Origin of the sequence: Magnetospirillum fulvum MGU-K5, assembly GCF_000442515.1 — a bacterium.
In the GTDB taxonomy this organism is placed as follows: Bacteria; Pseudomonadota; Alphaproteobacteria; order Rhodospirillales; family Magnetospirillaceae; genus Phaeospirillum; species Phaeospirillum fulvum_B.
On the sequence record NZ_AQPH01000001.1, the window covers coordinates 65,572 to 82,693 of the forward strand.

26 protein-coding genes and 1 pseudogene are annotated in these 17,122 nt (G+C 62.9%); 7 read left to right on the forward strand and 20 right to left on the reverse strand.

Annotated elements, in window-relative coordinates:
- Positions 1–30: 30 nt before the first annotated feature.
- The 6 genes from K678_RS00260 to K678_RS19295 are packed head-to-tail and all read right to left on the reverse strand — an operon-like array spanning position 31 to position 4,741.
- Positions 31–345 (reverse strand): Bbp19 family protein, encoded by a 315-nt coding sequence (locus K678_RS00260; protein WP_021130441.1) that lies wholly within the window; start codon positions 343–345, stop codon positions 31–33.
- A complete protein-coding gene (locus K678_RS00265) occupies positions 342–698 on the reverse strand; it encodes a hypothetical protein (RefSeq protein WP_021130442.1) in 357 nt (118 codons plus the stop codon). Before K678_RS00265 ends, K678_RS00260 begins: the two co-directional genes overlap by 4 nt.
- Complete coding sequence (locus tag K678_RS00270) at positions 695–2,404, reverse strand: portal protein (protein WP_021130444.1); 1,710 nt, start codon at positions 2,402–2,404, stop codon at positions 695–697. Before K678_RS00270 ends, K678_RS00265 begins: the two co-directional genes overlap by 4 nt.
- A 3-nt stretch (positions 2,405–2,407) precedes the next feature.
- Positions 2,408–2,626, reverse strand: a complete 219-nt coding sequence (locus tag K678_RS00275; RefSeq protein ID WP_021130445.1) for a hypothetical protein — start codon at positions 2,624–2,626, stop codon at positions 2,408–2,410.
- 14 nt (positions 2,627–2,640) lie between these two features.
- A complete protein-coding gene (locus K678_RS00280) occupies positions 2,641–4,140 on the reverse strand; it encodes a phage terminase large subunit (protein WP_021130446.1) in 1,500 nt (499 codons plus the stop codon).
- Entirely contained in the window at positions 4,064–4,741 is a 678-nt protein-coding gene (locus K678_RS19295; RefSeq protein WP_331270940.1) for an HGGxSTG domain-containing protein, read from the reverse strand. The genes K678_RS00280 and K678_RS19295 overlap by 77 nt, the downstream gene beginning before the upstream one ends.
- Before the next feature lie 142 nt (positions 4,742–4,883).
- Between K678_RS19295 and K678_RS00285 the strand changes: the two genes are divergently transcribed.
- Positions 4,884–5,294, forward strand: a complete 411-nt coding sequence (locus K678_RS00285) for a hypothetical protein (RefSeq protein WP_021130448.1) — start codon at positions 4,884–4,886, stop codon at positions 5,292–5,294.
- 241 nt (positions 5,295–5,535) lie between these two features.
- Positions 5,536–5,964, forward strand: a complete 429-nt coding sequence (locus K678_RS18910; RefSeq protein WP_021130450.1) for a MucR family transcriptional regulator — start codon at positions 5,536–5,538, stop codon at positions 5,962–5,964.
- Here the strand turns inward: K678_RS18910 and K678_RS00300 are convergent, their stop codons facing one another.
- The 10 genes and pseudogenes from K678_RS00300 to K678_RS00345 all read right to left on the reverse strand — a co-directional run bounded on the left by K678_RS00300 (position 5,965) and on the right by K678_RS00345 (position 11,697).
- Complete coding sequence (locus K678_RS00300; RefSeq protein ID WP_155804386.1) at positions 5,965–6,507, reverse strand: hypothetical protein; 543 nt, start codon at positions 6,505–6,507, stop codon at positions 5,965–5,967.
- Positions 6,508–6,602: 95 nt separating this feature from the next.
- Positions 6,603–7,148 (reverse strand): hypothetical protein, encoded by a 546-nt coding sequence (locus K678_RS00305; protein ID WP_021130452.1) that lies wholly within the window; start codon positions 7,146–7,148, stop codon positions 6,603–6,605.
- Positions 7,099–7,992, reverse strand: a complete 894-nt coding sequence (locus tag K678_RS17480; RefSeq protein ID WP_021130453.1) for a DUF1376 domain-containing protein — start codon at positions 7,990–7,992, stop codon at positions 7,099–7,101. Before K678_RS17480 ends, K678_RS00305 begins: the two co-directional genes overlap by 50 nt.
- Before the next feature lie 56 nt (positions 7,993–8,048).
- On the reverse strand, positions 8,049–8,285 hold the full coding sequence (locus K678_RS18915) for a hypothetical protein (protein ID WP_021130454.1): 237 nt from the start codon (positions 8,283–8,285) through the stop codon (positions 8,049–8,051).
- Positions 8,282–9,148 (reverse strand): hypothetical protein, encoded by an 867-nt coding sequence (locus tag K678_RS19300; RefSeq protein ID WP_231376176.1) that lies wholly within the window; start codon positions 9,146–9,148, stop codon positions 8,282–8,284. Before K678_RS19300 ends, K678_RS18915 begins: the two co-directional genes overlap by 4 nt.
- A 19-nt stretch (positions 9,149–9,167) precedes the next feature.
- Positions 9,168–9,623 (reverse strand): annotated as a pseudogene (locus K678_RS19890) (DNA cytosine methyltransferase); the annotation flags it as partial.
- 186 nt (positions 9,624–9,809) lie between these two features.
- A complete protein-coding gene (locus K678_RS00330) occupies positions 9,810–10,244 on the reverse strand; it encodes a RusA family crossover junction endodeoxyribonuclease (protein WP_021130456.1) in 435 nt (144 codons plus the stop codon).
- A gap of 5 nt (positions 10,245–10,249) precedes the next feature.
- On the reverse strand, positions 10,250–10,900 hold the full coding sequence (locus tag K678_RS00335; protein WP_021130457.1) for a hypothetical protein: 651 nt from the start codon (positions 10,898–10,900) through the stop codon (positions 10,250–10,252).
- Positions 10,901–11,013: 113 nt separating this feature from the next.
- Positions 11,014–11,220: a hypothetical protein gene (locus K678_RS00340; RefSeq protein WP_021130458.1), complete on the reverse strand. Its 207-nt coding sequence runs from the start codon at positions 11,218–11,220 to the stop codon at positions 11,014–11,016.
- 9 nt (positions 11,221–11,229) lie between these two features.
- A complete protein-coding gene (locus tag K678_RS00345) occupies positions 11,230–11,697 on the reverse strand; it encodes a hypothetical protein (RefSeq protein WP_021130459.1) in 468 nt (155 codons plus the stop codon).
- 47 nt (positions 11,698–11,744) lie between these two features.
- Between K678_RS00345 and K678_RS18920 the strand changes: the two genes are divergently transcribed.
- A complete protein-coding gene (locus K678_RS18920) occupies positions 11,745–11,891 on the forward strand; it encodes a hypothetical protein (RefSeq protein WP_196802524.1) in 147 nt (48 codons plus the stop codon).
- Positions 11,892–11,893: 2 nt separating this feature from the next.
- Here K678_RS18920 and K678_RS00350 read toward each other — a convergent pair whose 3' ends face one another.
- Positions 11,894–12,172 carry a hypothetical protein gene (locus K678_RS00350; RefSeq protein WP_021130460.1) on the reverse strand — a complete coding sequence of 93 codons (279 nt, stop codon included), beginning with the start codon at positions 12,170–12,172 and terminating at the stop codon, positions 11,894–11,896.
- Positions 12,173–12,273: 101 nt separating this feature from the next.
- Here K678_RS00350 and K678_RS00360 point away from each other — a divergent pair, with 101 nt between their 5' ends.
- Complete coding sequence (locus K678_RS00360; protein WP_155804388.1) at positions 12,274–12,885, forward strand: helix-turn-helix domain-containing protein; 612 nt, start codon at positions 12,274–12,276, stop codon at positions 12,883–12,885.
- Between the two features lie 319 nt (positions 12,886–13,204).
- Positions 13,205–13,747, forward strand: a complete 543-nt coding sequence (locus K678_RS00365) for a phospholipase D family nuclease (protein WP_039851747.1) — start codon at positions 13,205–13,207, stop codon at positions 13,745–13,747.
- On the opposite strand, the gene K678_RS00370 is transcribed toward K678_RS00365, so the two are convergent.
- Complete coding sequence (locus K678_RS00370; protein WP_021130463.1) at positions 13,744–14,664, reverse strand: LysR family transcriptional regulator; 921 nt, start codon at positions 14,662–14,664, stop codon at positions 13,744–13,746. The genes K678_RS00365 and K678_RS00370 overlap by 4 nt on opposite strands.
- Before the next feature lie 135 nt (positions 14,665–14,799).
- Here K678_RS00370 and K678_RS00375 point away from each other — a divergent pair, with 135 nt between their 5' ends.
- Both K678_RS00375 and K678_RS00380 read left to right on the forward strand, forming a co-directional pair.
- Positions 14,800–15,363, forward strand: a complete 564-nt coding sequence (locus K678_RS00375; protein WP_021130464.1) for a GNAT family N-acetyltransferase — start codon at positions 14,800–14,802, stop codon at positions 15,361–15,363.
- Positions 15,360–15,563: a hypothetical protein gene (locus tag K678_RS00380; RefSeq protein ID WP_021130465.1), complete on the forward strand. Its 204-nt coding sequence runs from the start codon at positions 15,360–15,362 to the stop codon at positions 15,561–15,563. Before K678_RS00375 ends, K678_RS00380 begins: the two co-directional genes overlap by 4 nt.
- 141 nt (positions 15,564–15,704) lie before the next feature.
- Here the strand turns inward: K678_RS00380 and K678_RS00385 are convergent, their stop codons facing one another.
- Together K678_RS00385 and K678_RS00395 are read right to left on the reverse strand one after the other, a co-directional pair.
- On the reverse strand, positions 15,705–15,998 hold the full coding sequence (locus K678_RS00385) for a hypothetical protein (protein ID WP_021130466.1): 294 nt from the start codon (positions 15,996–15,998) through the stop codon (positions 15,705–15,707).
- Positions 15,999–16,642: 644 nt separating this feature from the next.
- Positions 16,643–17,104 carry a hypothetical protein gene (locus K678_RS00395; protein WP_021130468.1) on the reverse strand — a complete coding sequence of 154 codons (462 nt, stop codon included), beginning with the start codon at positions 17,102–17,104 and terminating at the stop codon, positions 16,643–16,645.
- Positions 17,105–17,122 lie beyond the last annotated feature (18 nt).

Below are 17,122 nucleotides of genomic sequence, written 5' to 3' on the forward strand. Positions count from 1 at the left end.
TGGTTGACGATCAAACGGCGCTGTTCTGCGCTATCTCTCCCTGCTGGCATGCATCGCCAGCAATGCCCCGGCGGCCAGTGGATCGGCGGCCATCATCTCGCGCAGCAGCCACAGGCCCGCCCAGCGGATACCTTGCTGATAGGCGGCGACACCGGCATCCGTGGGCACCGCTCCGGACGATAGAGGACCAGTCGCGTCGAGAAACCGCATCAGCACCCGATTCCCCTCGGGGCTCTCCATCAGCGTCCGCAGGTCGGCCAGATCGCGGGAGCGGATCGCCTCGGCTGTTTCCAGGCCATCGGCTACGGCGGCGGGGTCGCCCGCATCGAAGGGAGCGGCGGTCACGACGCGGCCTCGATCGGTTCGATTTCGGCCAACGCCAACTGGCGCATAGCCCACGCGGCTTGCTCCGCCGTCTCGATCTTGGTGCTTTCCCAGAACCTGACGTAGCCGCTTTCATAGACCTGGGTATCGACCAGGATTTGGTCGGGCTCCTCGCCCCGCAATTGGTTTGCACGGTCGTTTAGCCACCGGGCGTATTGTCGCAGATCGTCGGAAATACGCAGAAGCTCGTCCGCCGTCCAGGGGCGGTCGTGCCCCTCAAGGCGCATCGCATCGGAATCACCAACCAACGCAAAGGCCGGGTTCTCAGCTTCGCGCCTCCGTTGCTGCCGCATTTGGGCCAGATCGATAGTCATCCCACCGCCGCTCCCAGCATGGCGGTCAGCGCGTTCTGTCCGCCGGTGTCTGTTTCGCTCAACACCTTGGCCGCCTGCGCCCCAGTCTGAGCGGTCGTGGCGGCATTCTGCATCGCCTGCATCTGCTGCATCTTCGCCTGCATCGAGGCCCGGGCCTTGCGGATGTCGGTGACCTTGTCGTCCGATACCACCATCTTGACAGGAGCGCCGATGGCCTCGCGGTATTCGTCGACCGTTTGGTCGAAATCAACCTTGTCCAGCACTTCAGGCTTCACCGCGGCGAGGCTTCCGACGAACGACATCAGGCGCTCGATTGACCCGACCGCGACCGACTTCTGCGCTTCGGCCAGGATCGAGATGTACTCGACCCGGAGTGGCTGACCGGCCAGCGCCTCTGGTGGCGGCGGGAGCAGCGGGCCACGCACGCCCAGCGCCCAGAACGGGGCCGACTTCCTGACCATGATCCCGAAAACGCGGTCGATCAGCGGGTCGAGCAGTTCGTGGTGCAGGCGCTCGAGTACCGGCCCCAGCATCAACAGCTTTTCCTGGCGACGCGCATCGATCTCGGTGGCGGTGACGTTCGATCGCTCGATGTCGGTCACGATCATCCAGACGTCGGCATAGAACGCCTGCTGAATGCGCCGCCGGACAAAGTCCATCGCGTTCTGCATCTCGACCGTGCGCGGCTGCACCTCGTACATCGACCGGATGCCGCCGTTTCCACCCTGGCCGGTGTCGTCGACGAAATTCACCCCGCCGGGCAGGGCATTGATCGGCGCGCCGCGCAGGGTGGTCGGTGCGGTCAGCGGCGGGTTGACCATCTTGTCGATAGCCTGGGCCAGCCGCTTCTCCATCACCTGGAGCTGCATCACATCGCCCAGGGCATCCATCGCCGGGGCGCGGCCATAGATGTCGGACCCGGCCAGATGCCAGCGCGGGCACATCGCCGGAAATTCGTCGTAACCGCCCTCGCGGAGGAAGGCATCAACCCGTCCCCCTTTCTCGAACCAGACCTCGACGAACGGCTTTCCTCCCGCCTTCCGGCTCGGCTCGATGGCATGAACGACCTCGACCCATTCGTCGACACGGCCCTTCCGGTACTGATCGCGGACAGACTGGCTCACCGCGTCTTCACCGAACTCCTCGACCAACTGGCCGACGGTCATGCTGTATTCGCGGTAGAGGGTGTCGACCTGACCGGCGCTGTTCTGCGCCACCCAATATTCGCCTGCCGTCAGGGTCTGGCAGGTGATGATCGGGCCTTCCGGGTCCATGTTCTCGTAGACCAGCATCGCCGCCGTTCCGAACGCGGCCAATTCCTCGTAGACCGAGTAGAGCGCGTTGTAGAGGCTCGATCGGTTGAACACCTCGCGCATCAACCGCTCGACATCGGACAGCCACGTCTTGACCTCGTCGTCCTCGGCCAGTGCGGGATCGGGAGCGCCGAGGCGGAACCAGGGCCGGGCCGGGCTGGTGACGCCGGACATCAGACCGGACGCCAGGGTGCGATGCGCGATGGTCCCGGTGTTGTCGATGATGTCGCTGTTGCGCCGGTCGCCCTTATTGCGATCCGTGGTCAGAAAGCGGCCCCGACGCGGCAACAGGTAGGTGGAGATATCCTGCCAGTGGCTGACAAACGATGACCGCTCCGTCTTCAGTGCGTCAAGGCGGCGCAGATAGCGGGCACGGCGGTCGGTGTCGGCCATGGATCAGCCTCCCAGCAAGGTTTTCTTGGACGTCTCGGCCTGCCCGAGGACGCCCTGACCGCCGGTAAGCAGCGTTCCCCCCATCGTCGATCCGGCGGCGGCAAGCTGCTTCCGCGTGGTATCGCTGGCCTGCTGCACCTGGGTCGAGGCCAGCTTGACCGGCTCCTTCGGCGGCTCCTGCGTCGGAACCGAGGGGGTGCTTCCCCCGCCACCCATGCACATATCGAAAAACCCCTTCAGCTTTGCGCGAACGATTGGCGCGGGTCGTATTCGGAGCGGGCGAAGGTCGTTTCTTCGCGCCCCACCTTCATCGTGCGCCGGTTGGCATAGACCACCGCGTCACCCCGGTCGGGGCTGCGGCCGATCCGTTTAATCAGCTCATCCTTACCCTCGATTAGGATGCCGCTGCTGGTCAGCGTCCATCGCGGCGCAGCCATATCTGCCAGCAACTCGCGATCCGGCGGCAGGGCCAGTCCATCGCCGTGCACCGGGTCGAGTGCCTCGCGAAACTTCCACCACAATTCGGCCCGTAGGTTTGCAAACCCCAGACGTCCAGACTTGTCGCGGGCATGGGACTTCGCCGCACCATTCAGGCCGACCACCTGCACACCGGCTCCTTCCAGATGGTCGTAAACCGATGCTCCGACGCCGATCACGTCGAGTTGGATCGGCGCACCGTCCTTGACCGCGCCGACTGCCAGGCCAGCGACCAGCGGACCGTTCGGGGTGGCCGATCCGGGCCAAGCCTGCAACTCGGCGAACCACACCCCATGACGAGGAGACAGGATCGTCTTGTCCTGTCCACCCCGGGCGATGTCGAGGCCGAGCGCATCCATCGGCTTTCCCTGGCCACCGTCCGGACGCCACCGCGCTTGCGCCGCCTTGATCCAGTCGGTCGGGATCACCTGGAAGGCGTTGTCCTGCTGCATGGCGGCGAAATCTCCGTGGCGGAAGGCGCTTCTCAGGGGCTCGGGCAGCATGTCCAGCGTGGCCTCGTAATCGCTTCCAGCCAGGAAGGCGTTATCCTCGACCCGGGCGGGAACGAAGGTCCGGCTTTTCGGCCGCAGAACCTTGCCCTCGTGCTCGACCGGCTCCGGTCCCGGAACCTCGACGTCGCGTCTGTCGATCGAGACGAACCACCGCAGTTCTCCCGGCTTGGCCGGGTTCGGATGGTTCCGATCCAGCCAAGGGCCGAAATAGTCGATGATCCAAAAACCCTCGGTGTCCGTCGGCGGGTTGAACGCCAGGATCACCCGGCACCGCTGCCCCGGAACCGTGGTGCGGTTCCAGGTCATCAGCATCCGAACCTGGAGTTCCAGGAAGTTTGCCGCCTCATCGAAGCCGACCAGATCGAACGGACGCCCCTGGAATTTCTTCCAGTCACCCGGCCTGGGCACCGCACCGAACCGCACTGTCCGTGCTACCGACCTGATCTTCCGACCGCCAGGAACCCCTGCCAATCTACCCCGCAGCGTCCAGGTCCGGCGCTGGCGGGTGAACCGTCCGGCATCGCCGACAATCTCGCCCGATCGGTCTTCCAGGCCCTCAAGCTGCGGCCCTTCCCGGCGGTAAATCACCGCCCTGCGATGCATCGTCAGCGCCGCGCCCAGCAACAGGTCCGTTTTGCCGCCACCGGCAGCACCGCCATACCCCAGAACGTCAGCCGGGCTTAACAGGGCCTCGATCTGCGGCAGGCTGGCCGGTGTCCACAGCGGATGTGCCAGGAGGGTCGCCATCTCCCGGCGCTGCTCCGGCGTCGAGGATCGCAACCAATCGCGCAGTCCGCTCATCCTCGGTCACGGCCTCCGCGTCGTCGTCATCGCCTGCCACCTGATCGCCCGGCAGAGCCACGCCATCGGCGGCGGCCTGGGCGATCATCACCCGGGTGCGAGCCAGCGCCCCGGCTGTCCGGGCGTTGCGGTTGAAAGCGGCGTCGAGCGATCCGCCGCTGGTTTTGCCCTCATCATCGCCATCGTCGGGGCTGGCCTCCGGAACCGGTGCGGCCTTGTGCGCCCGAAAGGCCCGTAACTCGGCGGTGCCCTGAAGGATCGCCAGCCGCTCGCCCTGGGGCAGGGCGAGGAATTCCCGGTCCTCCTCGGTCAGGAGCCGCGACCAGACCCCGTGTTTGCGGGCGTTCTGGTTTCCCATCTGGTCGATTGGACCGGTGCTTTTCCCGCCATGCATCCGACACCTCCCGTTCCGCATGGCGGGTTGACGGCACGGTTCGCCGCTGCGGGTCTTCGCGCCGCAGAGGGGATGATCTGGAGGGACTGGCACATCACCGGGCCGGAAAAAGAAAACGCCCGGCAGGTTTCCCTCCGGGCGCTCGTGTTGCACTTCGAAAAGTCAAACATTCAGTCGGGAATTTGTCAAGGGCTGCATAATTTTAGTCTTGCGTCTCAGTCAAAAACGTCCTATTTTTAGGACATAACGGATGGGGACTGCCCCGCCGATTACCGGGCAAGGAGGCCCTGGGACAATGACCACTTATTTCCACGTAGCTCCGGAAATCGCCGCCAAAGAGATCATCGCTTACGGCCTCAAGTCGCTCCTCCAGCAGCATGGCGGAGATGCGGACGAAGCTATCGCCGCCCACATCGCCCGCTGGTCTGCCCGGACTGACCGTGACGCAGAAACTTTTGACTGCATCAGCCTCGACATTCAGAGCGTTTGCCTCTTCACCGATCTCGACATGGCGACCGCCTGGGCAGCCGAAGAAGAGGGTTTAGTCGTTCTCCGGATCGATGACGAAGACGATCTCATTGAGATCACCGACGATGCCTACGCGGCTGACGACGAGAGTGGGGCCGTCCGGGTCATCAGCTCGGCCAGCGCTGGTGACGGTTACAACATGATTAGCGCGAAATTTGTCAGCATCTCGCGCGTGTGAAAGGCTTTACCGATGTCCACTGACCCCGCCGCTCTCATCGCCGCCGTTGGTCAATCTCTTTTTGGGACCCATTGGCAAACCGATATGGCCGCCGCCCTCAGCGTCAGCGACCGTACTGTCCGCCGCTGGGCTGCTGGCACAGACGCGCCGCGGGCCGGGGTCTGGACTGACCTACATCGGCTTTGCCTGGAGCGAGCTCAGGCGCTTGACGATCTGGCCGAACAGCTCAAAGGGGCAACAGGTGCCTCATAAGGATCGCGCCGCCTATCTGGCCTATCTGGACGCCTACCGCGCCAAGCATCGTCCGTCGCCAGCCCCCGTCGAGCAAGGCGACGGGCTGCCGCCGATCGGCCAGATCGTCTACAGCGACGACGGAACCAAGGTGCAGTGTCACGTCTGTGGGCGGTGGCTTGGTGCCTTGAATACGCACATCAAGACGCACGGTCTTGATGGGGATAGCTACAAGGAGCGCTACGGCTTGGCGCGTGGGGCCTCGCTCCTGCCACCGGCGACGCAAGAGCGATACAGAGAGGTCGCTGCCGCCCGGAATCTCGGCGAGACCTCCGGCCAGTACCTGCCCCCACCCCGACCGCGTGCCAAGGGGATCGAGGTACGGCTATCGTCGCGAATCGAAGAGAGCGCTCAGCGCAAAGGTCGGCGTCGAGGGTAGTCATGCCCACGGCTCCGGATCAGCCCCGATCCCGTCCACTCTCCACCGGGTCAACGAGCGCCCATCCAGCACCAAGGCCAGCACTTCCAGCGCCAGATACCAGCGCCGATACTCGGCCCGGCACATCGCGACGTAGGCCGGGCTGGGGTGAAGTTCGACCGGGCATGCACGCACCTCGACGGTCTGCGGCCGCTTGTGTCGGTGTTGCACCTCGTCATGGCGGATCACCACGCCCAGGTCATGCCGGTAGACCCCGCTCGGGACGAAGTACGGCTCAGACCCCCAGGTCGGCGACGTACCGCGCCGGGCGTGCTCGACCACCAGCCACCGGCCCGGCCCGTCGTCCAGCATCTCGACCGCGCCGACCACCGCGATCGCGTCGGGGTGGACATCGGGGGATTGCTGCCAGCCGGTCGAGCGGATGATGCACCCAAGCTGGCCGTTCATGGCGATGGTCGCCGCGTTCGATCCGCCCCGGCTGAACGCCCCGCCGTCGTCGCCGTCCGCCCCGGCTTCAAGGCCATGCAGCCCTCGGCCGATCATCGCGTCCGCGCACTGTCGCCGGTATGCCCAGTCGAGCAGCCCGACCAGCGTGGTTGATTCGCGGCACAGCGCATGGGGTTGGTTTGGCAGGATCGTCATGCGGCCCCTCCGATGCTCTCAGCCACAATCGACGCAGCGCTCTCTCCCGCAGCCAGACGAGATCGGACCCGCGCCAGCGCGTCCTGATCCTCAGGACTGAGGTTTGAACGCCACCGTGCAATCCTTGCTCGTCTCGCGTCCTCATCAGCCCGTCCCTTGGCATCGAGGCGCGCTCGCAGTTGGGCCTGCTGGAGCCGGTGACGCCAATCGCTGAGACGGGTCATCTCCTCGCCGATCCAGCGCACCACGTCCGCGATCTTGGGCGGATCGGGCCAGCGGTGGGTGCGGGCGACCTGATCGAATGCGGCGGCCAACACGTCAGCCGGATAGGGCGACAGCAGACGCCGCCACTCGGCCAAGGTGGTCGGGTGAGGTTGGGGCACTCCAGCGTCCCACATCCGTTGCATCAGACCGGCGAGGACATGCGGCTCGACCGGAGCAAGGCGGGCCTCAACGTGGGCAAGCGCTACCGGAAGCAGTTCGGCGATACCGTCAGGGAGCGCCTCCGAAATCCCCTCCCACGAGGTCAGGGAACGCCTCAAGCGTGCGGCGTCGGCTTTCGTCAGGGTCATAGCCTGGGCGGCGCGAGTGACGAGGGCTGTGTTGGTCGGTGCCATGGGGGGTGACCTCCGGTTCAGGCAACGGCCTTAGCCGCGCCGCTTTTGCGTCGGAAATTGCTTTGTCGAAAAAGTTCAGCGATGAGGGCAGCCAAGCCGGGTTCGATCTGGACCGTCTGGCGCTATCCAGCACCCGGCGAATGGTCGGCAGGATGTCGTGATCCAGATCGGCCCCGATCTCGATCCAGGTCAAAACCCGTCCACCGTCGATCCGGCAGTTGGGATCGTCCCAAGCCCCGATCGCTTCGAGGGCTTCCCGAGACGGATCGCGCGTCGTGCGCGCTAACAACACGTCAGACTCTTCTGTCCTGTCCTGTCCAACGCGCGCGTGTATCGGCGTTTCCGCTGGAATTCCGGCGGAAGGTTCTTGTTTAAACAGATCGTTTCCGCTGGAATTGTCGGTGCTTTCCGCTGGAATTCCAGCGGAACTCCCCTTCCTTTTTCGCTCCCGATCCTTCGCCCGACGCTCGTTAAATCCCCTCTTTTCCTCCCATGCCTCGGCCACTTTCCGGCAGAGATAGGTGTGATAGAGGCGGCCATCCGAGCAAAGGACGAAGCCGTGGATGGCTGTGGACCTGATCTTTTTCCAGGTCTTGATATCCCGCCCCAGCCCGGACAGATGGCACAGGGTGGCGTCGTCGTCCGGGAGCGACCCGGCGGGGATTTGATGCCACGCCCGCAGCCACAGAGTGACTGCCGCTCTCCACGCGGTGTCATCCGGGGTGGCGTTGAAATCGCTGTTCAGAAGGGCGGCGGCATCCATCGGCATCCAGCGGTAATCCCGTAGATCGCAATCGGCTGGCACCGGCGGTTCAGGTAGGTCTGTCACTTCTTCCCCCTTCGCTTTTTCGGTGCCGCATAGACCTGGGTGGGCGCTTCGATTTCCCTGGCGACAACAGCCCTCCTGAACCGCCCATCGAGCCATTCCGCCGCACGGTCCCGGCATGCCTGGGCAACCCGCAGCCGTTCGGCGTCGGTCTCGCCATCGTGGCAAGCGCGGGTCTCGTGATATTCGGCGAGGCCGATCGAGATGGAGGCTTCGTGGGCGGGGTCGCGGGTCATTCAGCGGCCTCCGGGAACAGCAGGAACTGGCCGTCCGCCTCGATCGCCGGACGTGAGAGCAGCGCGGAGAGTTCGATACGCGAACGCTCCAGCCAGAGGTGATACCCCGTTTCCGCACAATCGCAGTCGGTCCACCCTATGGGCCATTGCATGAGCCATTCGACAAAGCGAGGGTTCAAGCGCCGGGTCGATTTCGAGGATGCGGGACCAGATGTCGGAGGATGGGCCTGGGGCGAAGAGGGGGAGCCATCCATGCCGTTGGGCGAAGGCCAGGCATGCGCCGCTTCCTGAAGGTCCGGCCCGCCCGCGTTCCGGCCGGCCCGCTGGCTGTTGGCCCCGCCCGACAGGGCCTTGGGCGTCGGCCACATCCTGCTGACCTGGGCCAGGCTGTCGTCCCGCTGCGTTCCCGCCGACATCTTGTCGCCGTCCCCGGCGCGGGGAGTCGGCCACGACTTGATGGTGTGGCAAAGCTGATTCTGCGTTTTCGCCGAACCGCGGGCCGATCTGCTCCCGCCTTTGGCATCCACCGTGTTCGGAGTTGGCCAGGTCGTTGCTTTGCTGGATAGGTCCCAGTCGTGCTCCGGGCGGCCATGGTTCACATGCCCTTGCCCTCGCGCCGTCGCCGCCGTCGGAGTCGGCCAACTCTGGCCACGCGCCGCTCCCACCAGGGTCTGGCCGCGTTTCCCGTCCGGCTCGTTCTGCCCCTGGATCGCCGCCGCCGCCGAGGGAGTGGGCCATTGCTGCGCCTTCCCCACCAGGGTGGGGCGCTCGGCTCCCTTCTTCCCCCGATCCCGCGTGTACTGGTGGCCGTGGCTGTCCGTCACCGACACGGTGGGCCAGGACGAAGAGGCGAAGGCGCTCATGGCTCGCGCCGACTTCCGCCGCCGCAAAGAGTCCCGCCGCAACCCTGTAACCCAGGTTTCCCAAGTCATCGACGACTTCACGGAATCCCAGACGAAGATGGTTGGGGACGTTTTCGAGAAAGACGGCGCCGGGCCGCACCTCCCCGACGATGCGGGCGACGTGGGGCCACAGGTGGCGGGGGTCTTCGACGCCGCGCCGCTTGCCGGCGGTGCTGAATGGCTGGCACGGATAGCCCGCAGTGAGGATATCCACGACGCCACGCCATGGGCCGCCGTCGAAGGTGGCAACGTCGTCCCAGATAGGTGCCTGATCCAGTTCCTGTGCTGCCATCCGCGCCACGAGAGAGGCCGCAGCGTGGGTTTCCCGTTCGACGTAACACACAGTTCGATAGGCTGGATCGGCGATGTGGACGGCAAGCTCAAGCCCGCCGGCACCGGCGCAGAGGGCAAGGCCGTTGAGGGGATATGAAGCCATGTCACTTCCACCCCCCGGCCCGGTAGCCGGGGCGCTTTGCAGCCTGGATCGGATCAAGCTCCGTCGGTTCTTGCGCTTCGGGCGTGTTTGCTTTCGGCGCTGTCGGCAGTTTCCGATCCAGCGGGGCCTGCGATGCCTCGGCGTACCGAAGCATCGAGGCCGGGATGCGTGGCTTTGACGGGGGCTTCATGGTGCCCTCGCGATTTCCCGCACCGTAACGACGGTGACGGGATTCACCCCGTACCGCTTATCAGCCGTCAGCCGCACAATCTGCTTATCGTCCGAATAGACGATGCTGTTGAGGCCGTCCCAGATCAGCTTTGCAATGTTGTCGAGATCTGGCTTTGTCGTCGGCCTTTCCTCCCCAGACAGAGCCGCCGCCTGCCGTTTTTTCGGCCAAGACTTCGGGATCGGAAGGACGGCGCTCAAAACCATTTCCACTGGACCCGAAAACGGATCGCGCGAACCCATCGCATCCATAGCCAGAGACGCCACGACACCCTCGCGGGTCTTGGTCGGCTTCGGAGTGAACGCGATAGCTTGACCTGATCTTGTCTTCCCAATGCGCGGCCGACCTTTCCCCATCGCCGCCCCAGGGATCGTGATCGTAACGGAGTCCATCGCCGTTACTCCGCCGCCAGATCGGACCGGTCAAATACCGGGCCGTCGTCCGGCTCGACACCCGCGCCATCGAAATCAAGCTCCGGCTGATTGCTGGACGGAGCATCCGGCTCGGGCTGGCTCCCCTCGAAGCAATCGCCCGCGTCGGCCACGACGATCAGGACATCAAGGCCCTGGGCGTCAAACAGAGCGTGGCGGTGTTCGCTGTCCTTGCGCATGGTCAAGGTGGCCTCGATCGCCTTGTCCTTGTTCGCGACGGTCTTGACCTCGGCCAGGATGACCTGACGGCCGCCCGCGGCGATCAGGCGCACAATGCCCCGCACAAGAGCGCCGCTCCGAATCGTCAGGTTGTCGATCAAGCACTGCTGCTCGACCCGGCTCATCTGCTGCCAGGGCTTGGGCGTGTTCTTGACGATGTCGAGCATATGCCCGGTGACATCAGCGGCCAGGGTGCTCATGTCGCCCAGGATCACCCGGACGTCTTCGGCATCCAGGCCAGCGTCGAGCAATCCGGCGTCGGCGGCGGTCAAGATCACCTCAGTCGCACCGGCATCCTTGGTGCGGGCGACAAGGCCGATCACGTCAGACGTAGGTTCTCCCCGCGCATTGGCGAGGGCGGCGTCCAGGTCGGTGTGGATGATGTCGTTTTCGCTCACTGGCGTTTCCTTTCGGGGGTGATTGGCGGCCCGCTCTGCCTTGCGGGCGTCTTTGATGCGTCTCCGTTCATCTGGCGGCAGCTTCCAGAGCGGGACGGGCTTCGGCATGGCCGCTACAGCGACCCCTCGACCAGCCAGCGGGCGAGGATCAGCCCACCAACGGCGAGAGCGATGACGGCCAGCAAGACCAGCGGCATACGCGGATCAGTCTCGACCGGCTCGAACAGCACCGGCCCTTCGGTGCGAGCGACATCCTCGATGGTCCACACCGAGCGGTTACGGTTGCGAAGGCGATCGGCAGGGCGGAAGGGAAGGGACATGGCGGCCTCCTAAAGGCGCGACATGATCTGCACCGCCCGCTGAAACACGGCGCGCTCTGCGGCGCTCAGGTCTCCGGGCTGGCGATGGCCGATCAGGTCGAGCAGGGTGTCGGTGATGGTGGGATAGACGCGGGCCATCCGGCAGAAGTCGTTCAGCCGGGGCAGGCCGTCACCTTCAGCGTGTCCTTTGAGCGTCCTTGGTGCGATGTCCACTCGCTGGGCAACGCCTTTGAGGCCGTTCGGGTCGGCCTTGATGACGTCACGGATTGCCCCAGACACCGCCTGCACGGTTTTCAGATACTCGTCTTCCGCAGCCGTATTTTTGCGGCGCGGCATCGGGCACCCTGTGACGGTCGAAATCCGGCCCTGCCCCAGTGCCGGGGCGGCAGAGAGATTGCGGAGGTGCCCGAAGAAGATGTTGAGTGCAGGCGAACTCAGCGGGTTGATGGTGGCGGCCGACTCGACGCCAGCCGCCACCGGCTCTATCGTGGTAGTTGCGACACCACCCACGATGGAGTTTTCCAATGGGCAAGAACGAGACGACAGGGAAGAAGGCCGCTTCGAATGCGTCAAAGGTTCTGCGCGATCCGAAGGCTTCTCCCGCCGCAAAGAGTGCAGCTGGTTCAGCCCTGACGCAGGTGAAGGACAAGCCGAAGAAAGGCGGGAAGTAGGTTTACGCATCGGACGTCTCCACCGTCTCGGTCTGCGACAGCATGACCGCCACATGGCGGTTCAGTGCATCGCCGACATAGGTTGGGGCGAGGGCCATGCTCACCGGCCCCTCGTGCGTCCACAGTGCCGTTCGGCATCCGCCGCGCCGATCCCAGACGATCAGCGCGTAACCGGCGATGTCGTCCCCATGCAGATCGCAGCAGGCGCCAACCTGGGTGTTCAGGTCGGACCGGCAAGCATCGGCATAGGCCGATCTGGGATCGACGGTGCGGAGGGTCATGCTGCCCTCTCGGTGTTGGGGGTGGGGATTGGTGGCTGCCAGTCGGGGGGGATGGCTGCTTCGAGCTTTCGCAACGTGTCGGCGGTGGGGGACCAGCAATCATGATCCATATCGCGCAGTGCGTTACGGTGCAGGCCGGCCAGGGCCGAATACCTGCTCTTGGACATGCCGGGGGATCTGGCGAACGCCCTTACCCGGCGGATGGATGCCTCGATAATCATGCGCCCACGATACCACAGAATTCTGTGCATACAAGGCGTATCACAGATTTCTGTGCTGATGCTGACCCTGGCGGATCGGGCATGATCCGGGGCATGTCGAAACGAGAACCGAAAATCGAGGAAGGGTCGTCAGACCAAGCAAAGAAGGTCCATGCCTTTTTGCTGTCGCGCGGGCTATCTATGCGCGGCTGGGCGATGAAAGCCGGGGTCTCCGCCAGCCTCCTGTCCGAACTGTTTTCCGGGAGGACCCGGAGTTTGACCTATTCTCGCCTTCTCAAGTTGGCGAAGGCTGCTGGGGTTCGCCCAGCGGATATAGTTGGGGCTGACTCCCTATCAACCCTCGAAGACGATAGGCAATTCACGGTTCGAGACGTGTATGACGCGGTAACGCTTTGGGCGTCTCTCGACAAGTTTGACGATCCGATGGCTGTCGCTACGGCAATCATCGAGATTATGTTGGAGACGCCTGAAGAGCCCTGCAATACCGCATAACAGCCTCTTCACGCTCCAATCCCGAGGCGTCTGCCGCATCTTGACATGCTCTCAAGATCTTCACCTGATTATCATCGAGATGGTATCCGAGCGTTGATGCTGTTTTGAGAAGACGCCGAAACCTAAATCCCTCCGCCCGCTTCATCCCGCCCTCCCTGCTCACCCTGTAATGAGAACACAGTGGCAACATTTCGTCAATAAGGGCCTCCCCTGTTGCGCGATGCGGGCGGTTGCGTTTGTCGCTATGAGAAATTCGCCACCCCACTCCACGGATCGGATGCTGCGATGCATGATTCCCCTTCATCATTCGGAGAATCAGATGCGCGCTGCCCTTGTTGCCCTTGCCCTGCTTATCCCAATCCCGGCGCTGGCCGGGCAGCCCGTCAGCCTTGAGGCGCTATGCTTTACGCCCGGCGGCGACTGTACCGGGGTGATCGTCGATCAGATCGGCAAGGCCCAGCGCCAGGTGCTTGTGCAGGCGTACAACTTCACGGACGCAGCCATCGTCAAGGCGCTGATCGATGCCAAGCGGCGAGGTGTGGATGTGCAGGTGGTGATCGACCGGGTCAACGTCTGCGCTGAGGACAAGCCGGTTTGCCGGGCATCGGGTGCGGTTGCTGCGGGTCTGATCACTCGGGCCGGTATCCCGCTGTCGATCGACCGTAAGGAGAAGATCGCCCACAACAAGGTGATGGTGATCGACGGGCACCGCGTCATCACCGGGTCGTTCAATTTCTCGCAGTCGGCCCAGAAGGCCAACGCCGAAAACCTGCTGGTGATCGAGGATGAAGCAACGGCCCGGCGCTATGCCGAGAACTGGCGGGCGCACCAGGGGCACAGCCAGGAATATCAAGATCGCTAAGGATGCATCCAGTCGGCAGACGAGAAAATCCGCCACAGCCCATCCATGCACCGCTTAACCAGCGGATCCTTTGCGGTGTCCTGCCCACACACCATCCAGAGTGATGCAATCATCGAGGGGGAGGTGATTTCCGTCACCCTCAACCCATCCGCATAAAGCGGGGAATAGGTCGGCAGGACACCTATTCCGGCGCCGCGCAATGTCAGATGACCAACAGAGCATGACCATGCTGTGGATATTGCTGGCATATCTCCTTCCGAGAGCAAGTTATGCCAGTTTTCCCACCCATCCCCGCGAAAGTGCGTGTATGCATCAAGAGTAACAAGTTTATGTCGATACAAATCGTCAAACTTGGACGGAAGCTTTTCAAGCCTCATGTAATCATCCGACAAAAACGGAACAAAATGAACATCCGCTAGTTTTCTCACGCGGTCATTTGGGCGTCCCGGCGGCAGCTTTCCTCCTGACTGCCATATAATGTCAATGTCTGAATTTATAGACGGATCAAACCCAACTATTTTAATTGGAGGAAGATCAACTCCGTGCAGCATTGCGGCTTTCCCAAGCGGCCCCAATGCCTGACCAGCCATAACGGGCGTTATCAGGTATGACGCCACACCCTCCGACATCCTGACGGCAACCATTCGATTGGGCCGCGATCGCATGCTGCGAAGCGCCCTTTCGAGGTCCAAGATATCGTCTTCGATCCGGAGAGCGCGGGAGATAATTTCCTCTCCTTGAGGGGTCAAGGCCGACCCGCCAGGAAGTCGCTGGAATAGCCGCACCCCAGCCATCGCCTCCAGAGTCGCGATACGACGGCTGACGGTAGCCTTGCTGACGCCAAGGGATACTGCCGCGCCGGTGAACGAGTTCGCCCGGCCGACCTCGATCATCACCCTAATGTCGTCCCAATCCACCCCCTCCTCCTGCGCTGTTTCACCCGTGAAACGACGGTTTCTTATGGTTTCTTCTACTAAATAAAAATTTTTGAAATTATAAGCGCGCCATTGTTCAACTTAGAAAAATGGCTCTCCTTAATAGTTGAGGTTGCCATGACAGAAGTTATAGAAAAGCTTAAAGGGAAATCCTCTCCCGAAGATATTAGCGTTGAAATCGTAACATCTCACGATCAGATGCAGATGATCGTTGCTGTGCGGGCACTTGTCTTTCTCGGGAAGCCGGGGTGGCCGTATGAACACACCTTCGACGAGAACGACCATTGCGCGACTCACATCCTTGCAAAGGTGGGAGGGGAGCCTGCCGGAACAGTTCGGATACGATGGTTTTGCGAATTCGCTCGGATCGAACGCATTGCGATCCGCGATGAATTTCGCTCGCTTGCGCTGCTCAACAAGATCGCAACGACGGCTTTGCGGCTGTGCCGCAGGAAGGGATACGACAAGGTTGGCGGGCTGGCCTATCCGGGCCTGATCCGCTTCTGGGGCAGGCATGGTGCAGAGCCGATCGGCGAGCAGGTCGATAGCATTTACGGCCCCGTCATCCCGATCCTGGGGGAGCCCCGTCACTGGGAAGACATCGTCCCAATGACCTTATCCGAGGCGGGTGACCCCAACTTCGAACGCACCGCCCTTGCTTGGGAAGGGGCGGGAGTATGACCACAAGCCAAAGCGACCTCAAAGAGGTCCGCATCAATATTTTTTCTGAGAGCTTGGCCAGCTTACAGCGCGAAGCGTGCCGTCTTGGCTATCACGAAGCGGCGCATCTCCTCGCCGTCGCCAGGGAGACAGTCGAGTTCCCCAGGGAGGGGGGATCTGCTCTGATTAAGCCAACCAGCGCCAAATCCCAAGAAGGTTGATCGCCGTAAAAACGTGAAGAAGGATCAGCGGCGGATCGCGAGTGATCGCGCCCGCCGCGGTCCGACAGATCGAAGAGCAGGCAGATCCAAAGCCGGGGAGCGGAGGCACTGAAAGAAAACCCCGCCGGAGCGGGGTTAGGGTCAGCGTTTGGATGCGGGCAGTTGAGATGGAGTGGGCACGGCTTGCTGCGGTACCTGGATCACGATCGGCTGCGGGGTCGAAGGCGGTGAATCCGGCTTTATCCAAGACAGGCCGCCGATGATGCCACCAATCACGATGCCCATCAAAGCAAGACCAAGTCCCAGCCCGGCCAGCGTATTGGTGGTGAGGTCGCGCTTTGTCGGAAGCTGGGCCAATGTCACGCGAATCTCAGACGTCACCTGACCTAGGTGATCGAGTTTCTTATCGACGTTGGCGCGCCATGTATCGTCCATACCCCCATTATGGCCATCACCACCGTCAGTTACAATGGCTCTTCCTCGTGCGGCTTGATCCTCAATCCACCGAAGAACAAGCCTTGTTTCTATCGAGCTATTCTCTTGGGGCATCAGTTCTACTCACCAGAGCTGTTGCACTCGCCGCGTATTTCAAGGCCTCCTGAGCCGATACGGAAGGATTTTCTGAATATCCATTCATCCCCTCGCATAGCTTTCCAATGGCAGCACTGAGCTTTAGGACGGCCTCTTCCAGGACGGCTATGCGCCGGTCACGTTCGTCGGGGCTGGTCATAATTTTCTCCCTAATCCCTCTCCGGTTCCCGCCTCAACCGCCCGATCTCCGTCGTCAGCTTCGGCACCGCACTCGCCAGGATCGACACCGTCCGGTCTCGTTCACGACCCGGGCCCGATTGGGTCCTCAGCATGACACCCACAACTTGGGCTGAGTTGCCCATCGCAACAGACCACGCGGTCGCCTTGGCAACTGCACTGCCCTCCATGCCAGGAACAGCACCCCCGGCCTGCGACCTGGGGCGAGCAGTTCTCTTGAGCGATGCGGTCAGAACAGGCTGACAGGCCAGCCAGCAAGATCAGCGCGGCGGCGAGAGGACGAGCTATCATGCGGCACCTCTGAGTAAGGGTTACAAACCGTCAATTGCCTCGGCGATCTCGGCGTCATTCCGACCGAACCAGCAATCCCCGCGCCCCTTGATCCGGTGCACCTCGGCCCCTGTCTTGGTGTCGATGATCGAGATTTCATACCGCAGGGCATTGGCCCCGATCAGGCAGGGGTTCCAGGTGTGCTGCTCCACCAGGAAGGTGTATCGCGGGCTGCGCTCATTCCCGATCTTGACATCAATGTCGGGCGCGATTTTCCCCGAAACCTTCTGATCCCCCGTCGAGACGACGAGCGTCCAGCCATTGCGGGCGAGCGCCGCCTTCATCTCCCCGATGACGCCAAATGATCCGGGCGGAACGAGCGCAACCTTGTCCGACCGATCAATGGCGCTGAGGGGATGAACCTCGTGGAACGCACATCCGGAAACGATTAGGGCGCAGGTGATGGCAAGGTGAAGGATGGCTTGGCGCTGCGCTTCGCTCATCGGAGCCTCTGTCAGGGT

Excerpts from the sequence above, each read along its gene's own strand:
- K678_RS00265 (WP_021130442.1), bottom strand. The coding sequence starts at position 698 with ATGACTATCGATCTGGCCCAAATGCGGCAGCAACGGAGGCGCGAAGCT.
- K678_RS00270 (WP_021130444.1), bottom strand. The coding sequence starts at position 2,404 with ATGGCCGACACCGACCGCCGTGCCCGCTATCTGCGCCGCCTTGACGCA.
- K678_RS00275 (WP_021130445.1), bottom strand. The coding sequence starts at position 2,626 with ATGTGCATGGGTGGCGGGGGAAGCACCCCCTCGGTTCCGACGCAGGAG.
- K678_RS00280 (WP_021130446.1), bottom strand. The coding sequence starts at position 4,140 with ATGGCGACCCTCCTGGCACATCCGCTGTGGACACCGGCCAGCCTGCCG.
- K678_RS00285 (WP_021130448.1), top strand. The coding sequence starts at position 4,884 with ATGACCACTTATTTCCACGTAGCTCCGGAAATCGCCGCCAAAGAGATC.
- K678_RS00300 (WP_155804386.1), bottom strand. The coding sequence starts at position 6,507 with ATGATCGGCCGAGGGCTGCATGGCCTTGAAGCCGGGGCGGACGGCGAC.
- K678_RS17480 (WP_021130453.1), bottom strand. The coding sequence starts at position 7,992 with ATGCCGATGGATGCCGCCGCCCTTCTGAACAGCGATTTCAACGCCACC.
- K678_RS18915 (WP_021130454.1), bottom strand. The coding sequence starts at position 8,285 with ATGACCCGCGACCCCGCCCACGAAGCCTCCATCTCGATCGGCCTCGCC.
- K678_RS19300 (WP_231376176.1), bottom strand. The coding sequence starts at position 9,148 with ATGAGCGCCTTCGCCTCTTCGTCCTGGCCCACCGTGTCGGTGACGGAC.
- K678_RS00330 (WP_021130456.1), bottom strand. The coding sequence starts at position 10,244 with ATGGACTCCGTTACGATCACGATCCCTGGGGCGGCGATGGGGAAAGGT.
- K678_RS00340 (WP_021130458.1), bottom strand. The coding sequence starts at position 11,220 with ATGTCCCTTCCCTTCCGCCCTGCCGATCGCCTTCGCAACCGTAACCGC.
- K678_RS18920 (WP_196802524.1), top strand. The coding sequence starts at position 11,745 with ATGGGCAAGAACGAGACGACAGGGAAGAAGGCCGCTTCGAATGCGTCA.
- K678_RS00350 (WP_021130460.1), bottom strand. The coding sequence starts at position 12,172 with ATGACCCTCCGCACCGTCGATCCCAGATCGGCCTATGCCGATGCTTGC.
- K678_RS00360 (WP_155804388.1), top strand. The coding sequence starts at position 12,274 with ATGATCCATATCGCGCAGTGCGTTACGGTGCAGGCCGGCCAGGGCCGA.
- K678_RS00365 (WP_039851747.1), top strand. The coding sequence starts at position 13,205 with ATGCGCGCTGCCCTTGTTGCCCTTGCCCTGCTTATCCCAATCCCGGCG.
- K678_RS00375 (WP_021130464.1), top strand. The coding sequence starts at position 14,800 with ATGACAGAAGTTATAGAAAAGCTTAAAGGGAAATCCTCTCCCGAAGAT.
- K678_RS00380 (WP_021130465.1), top strand. The coding sequence starts at position 15,360 with ATGACCACAAGCCAAAGCGACCTCAAAGAGGTCCGCATCAATATTTTT.
- K678_RS00385 (WP_021130466.1), bottom strand. The coding sequence starts at position 15,998 with ATGGACGATACATGGCGCGCCAACGTCGATAAGAAACTCGATCACCTA.
- K678_RS00395 (WP_021130468.1), bottom strand. The coding sequence starts at position 17,104 with ATGAGCGAAGCGCAGCGCCAAGCCATCCTTCACCTTGCCATCACCTGC.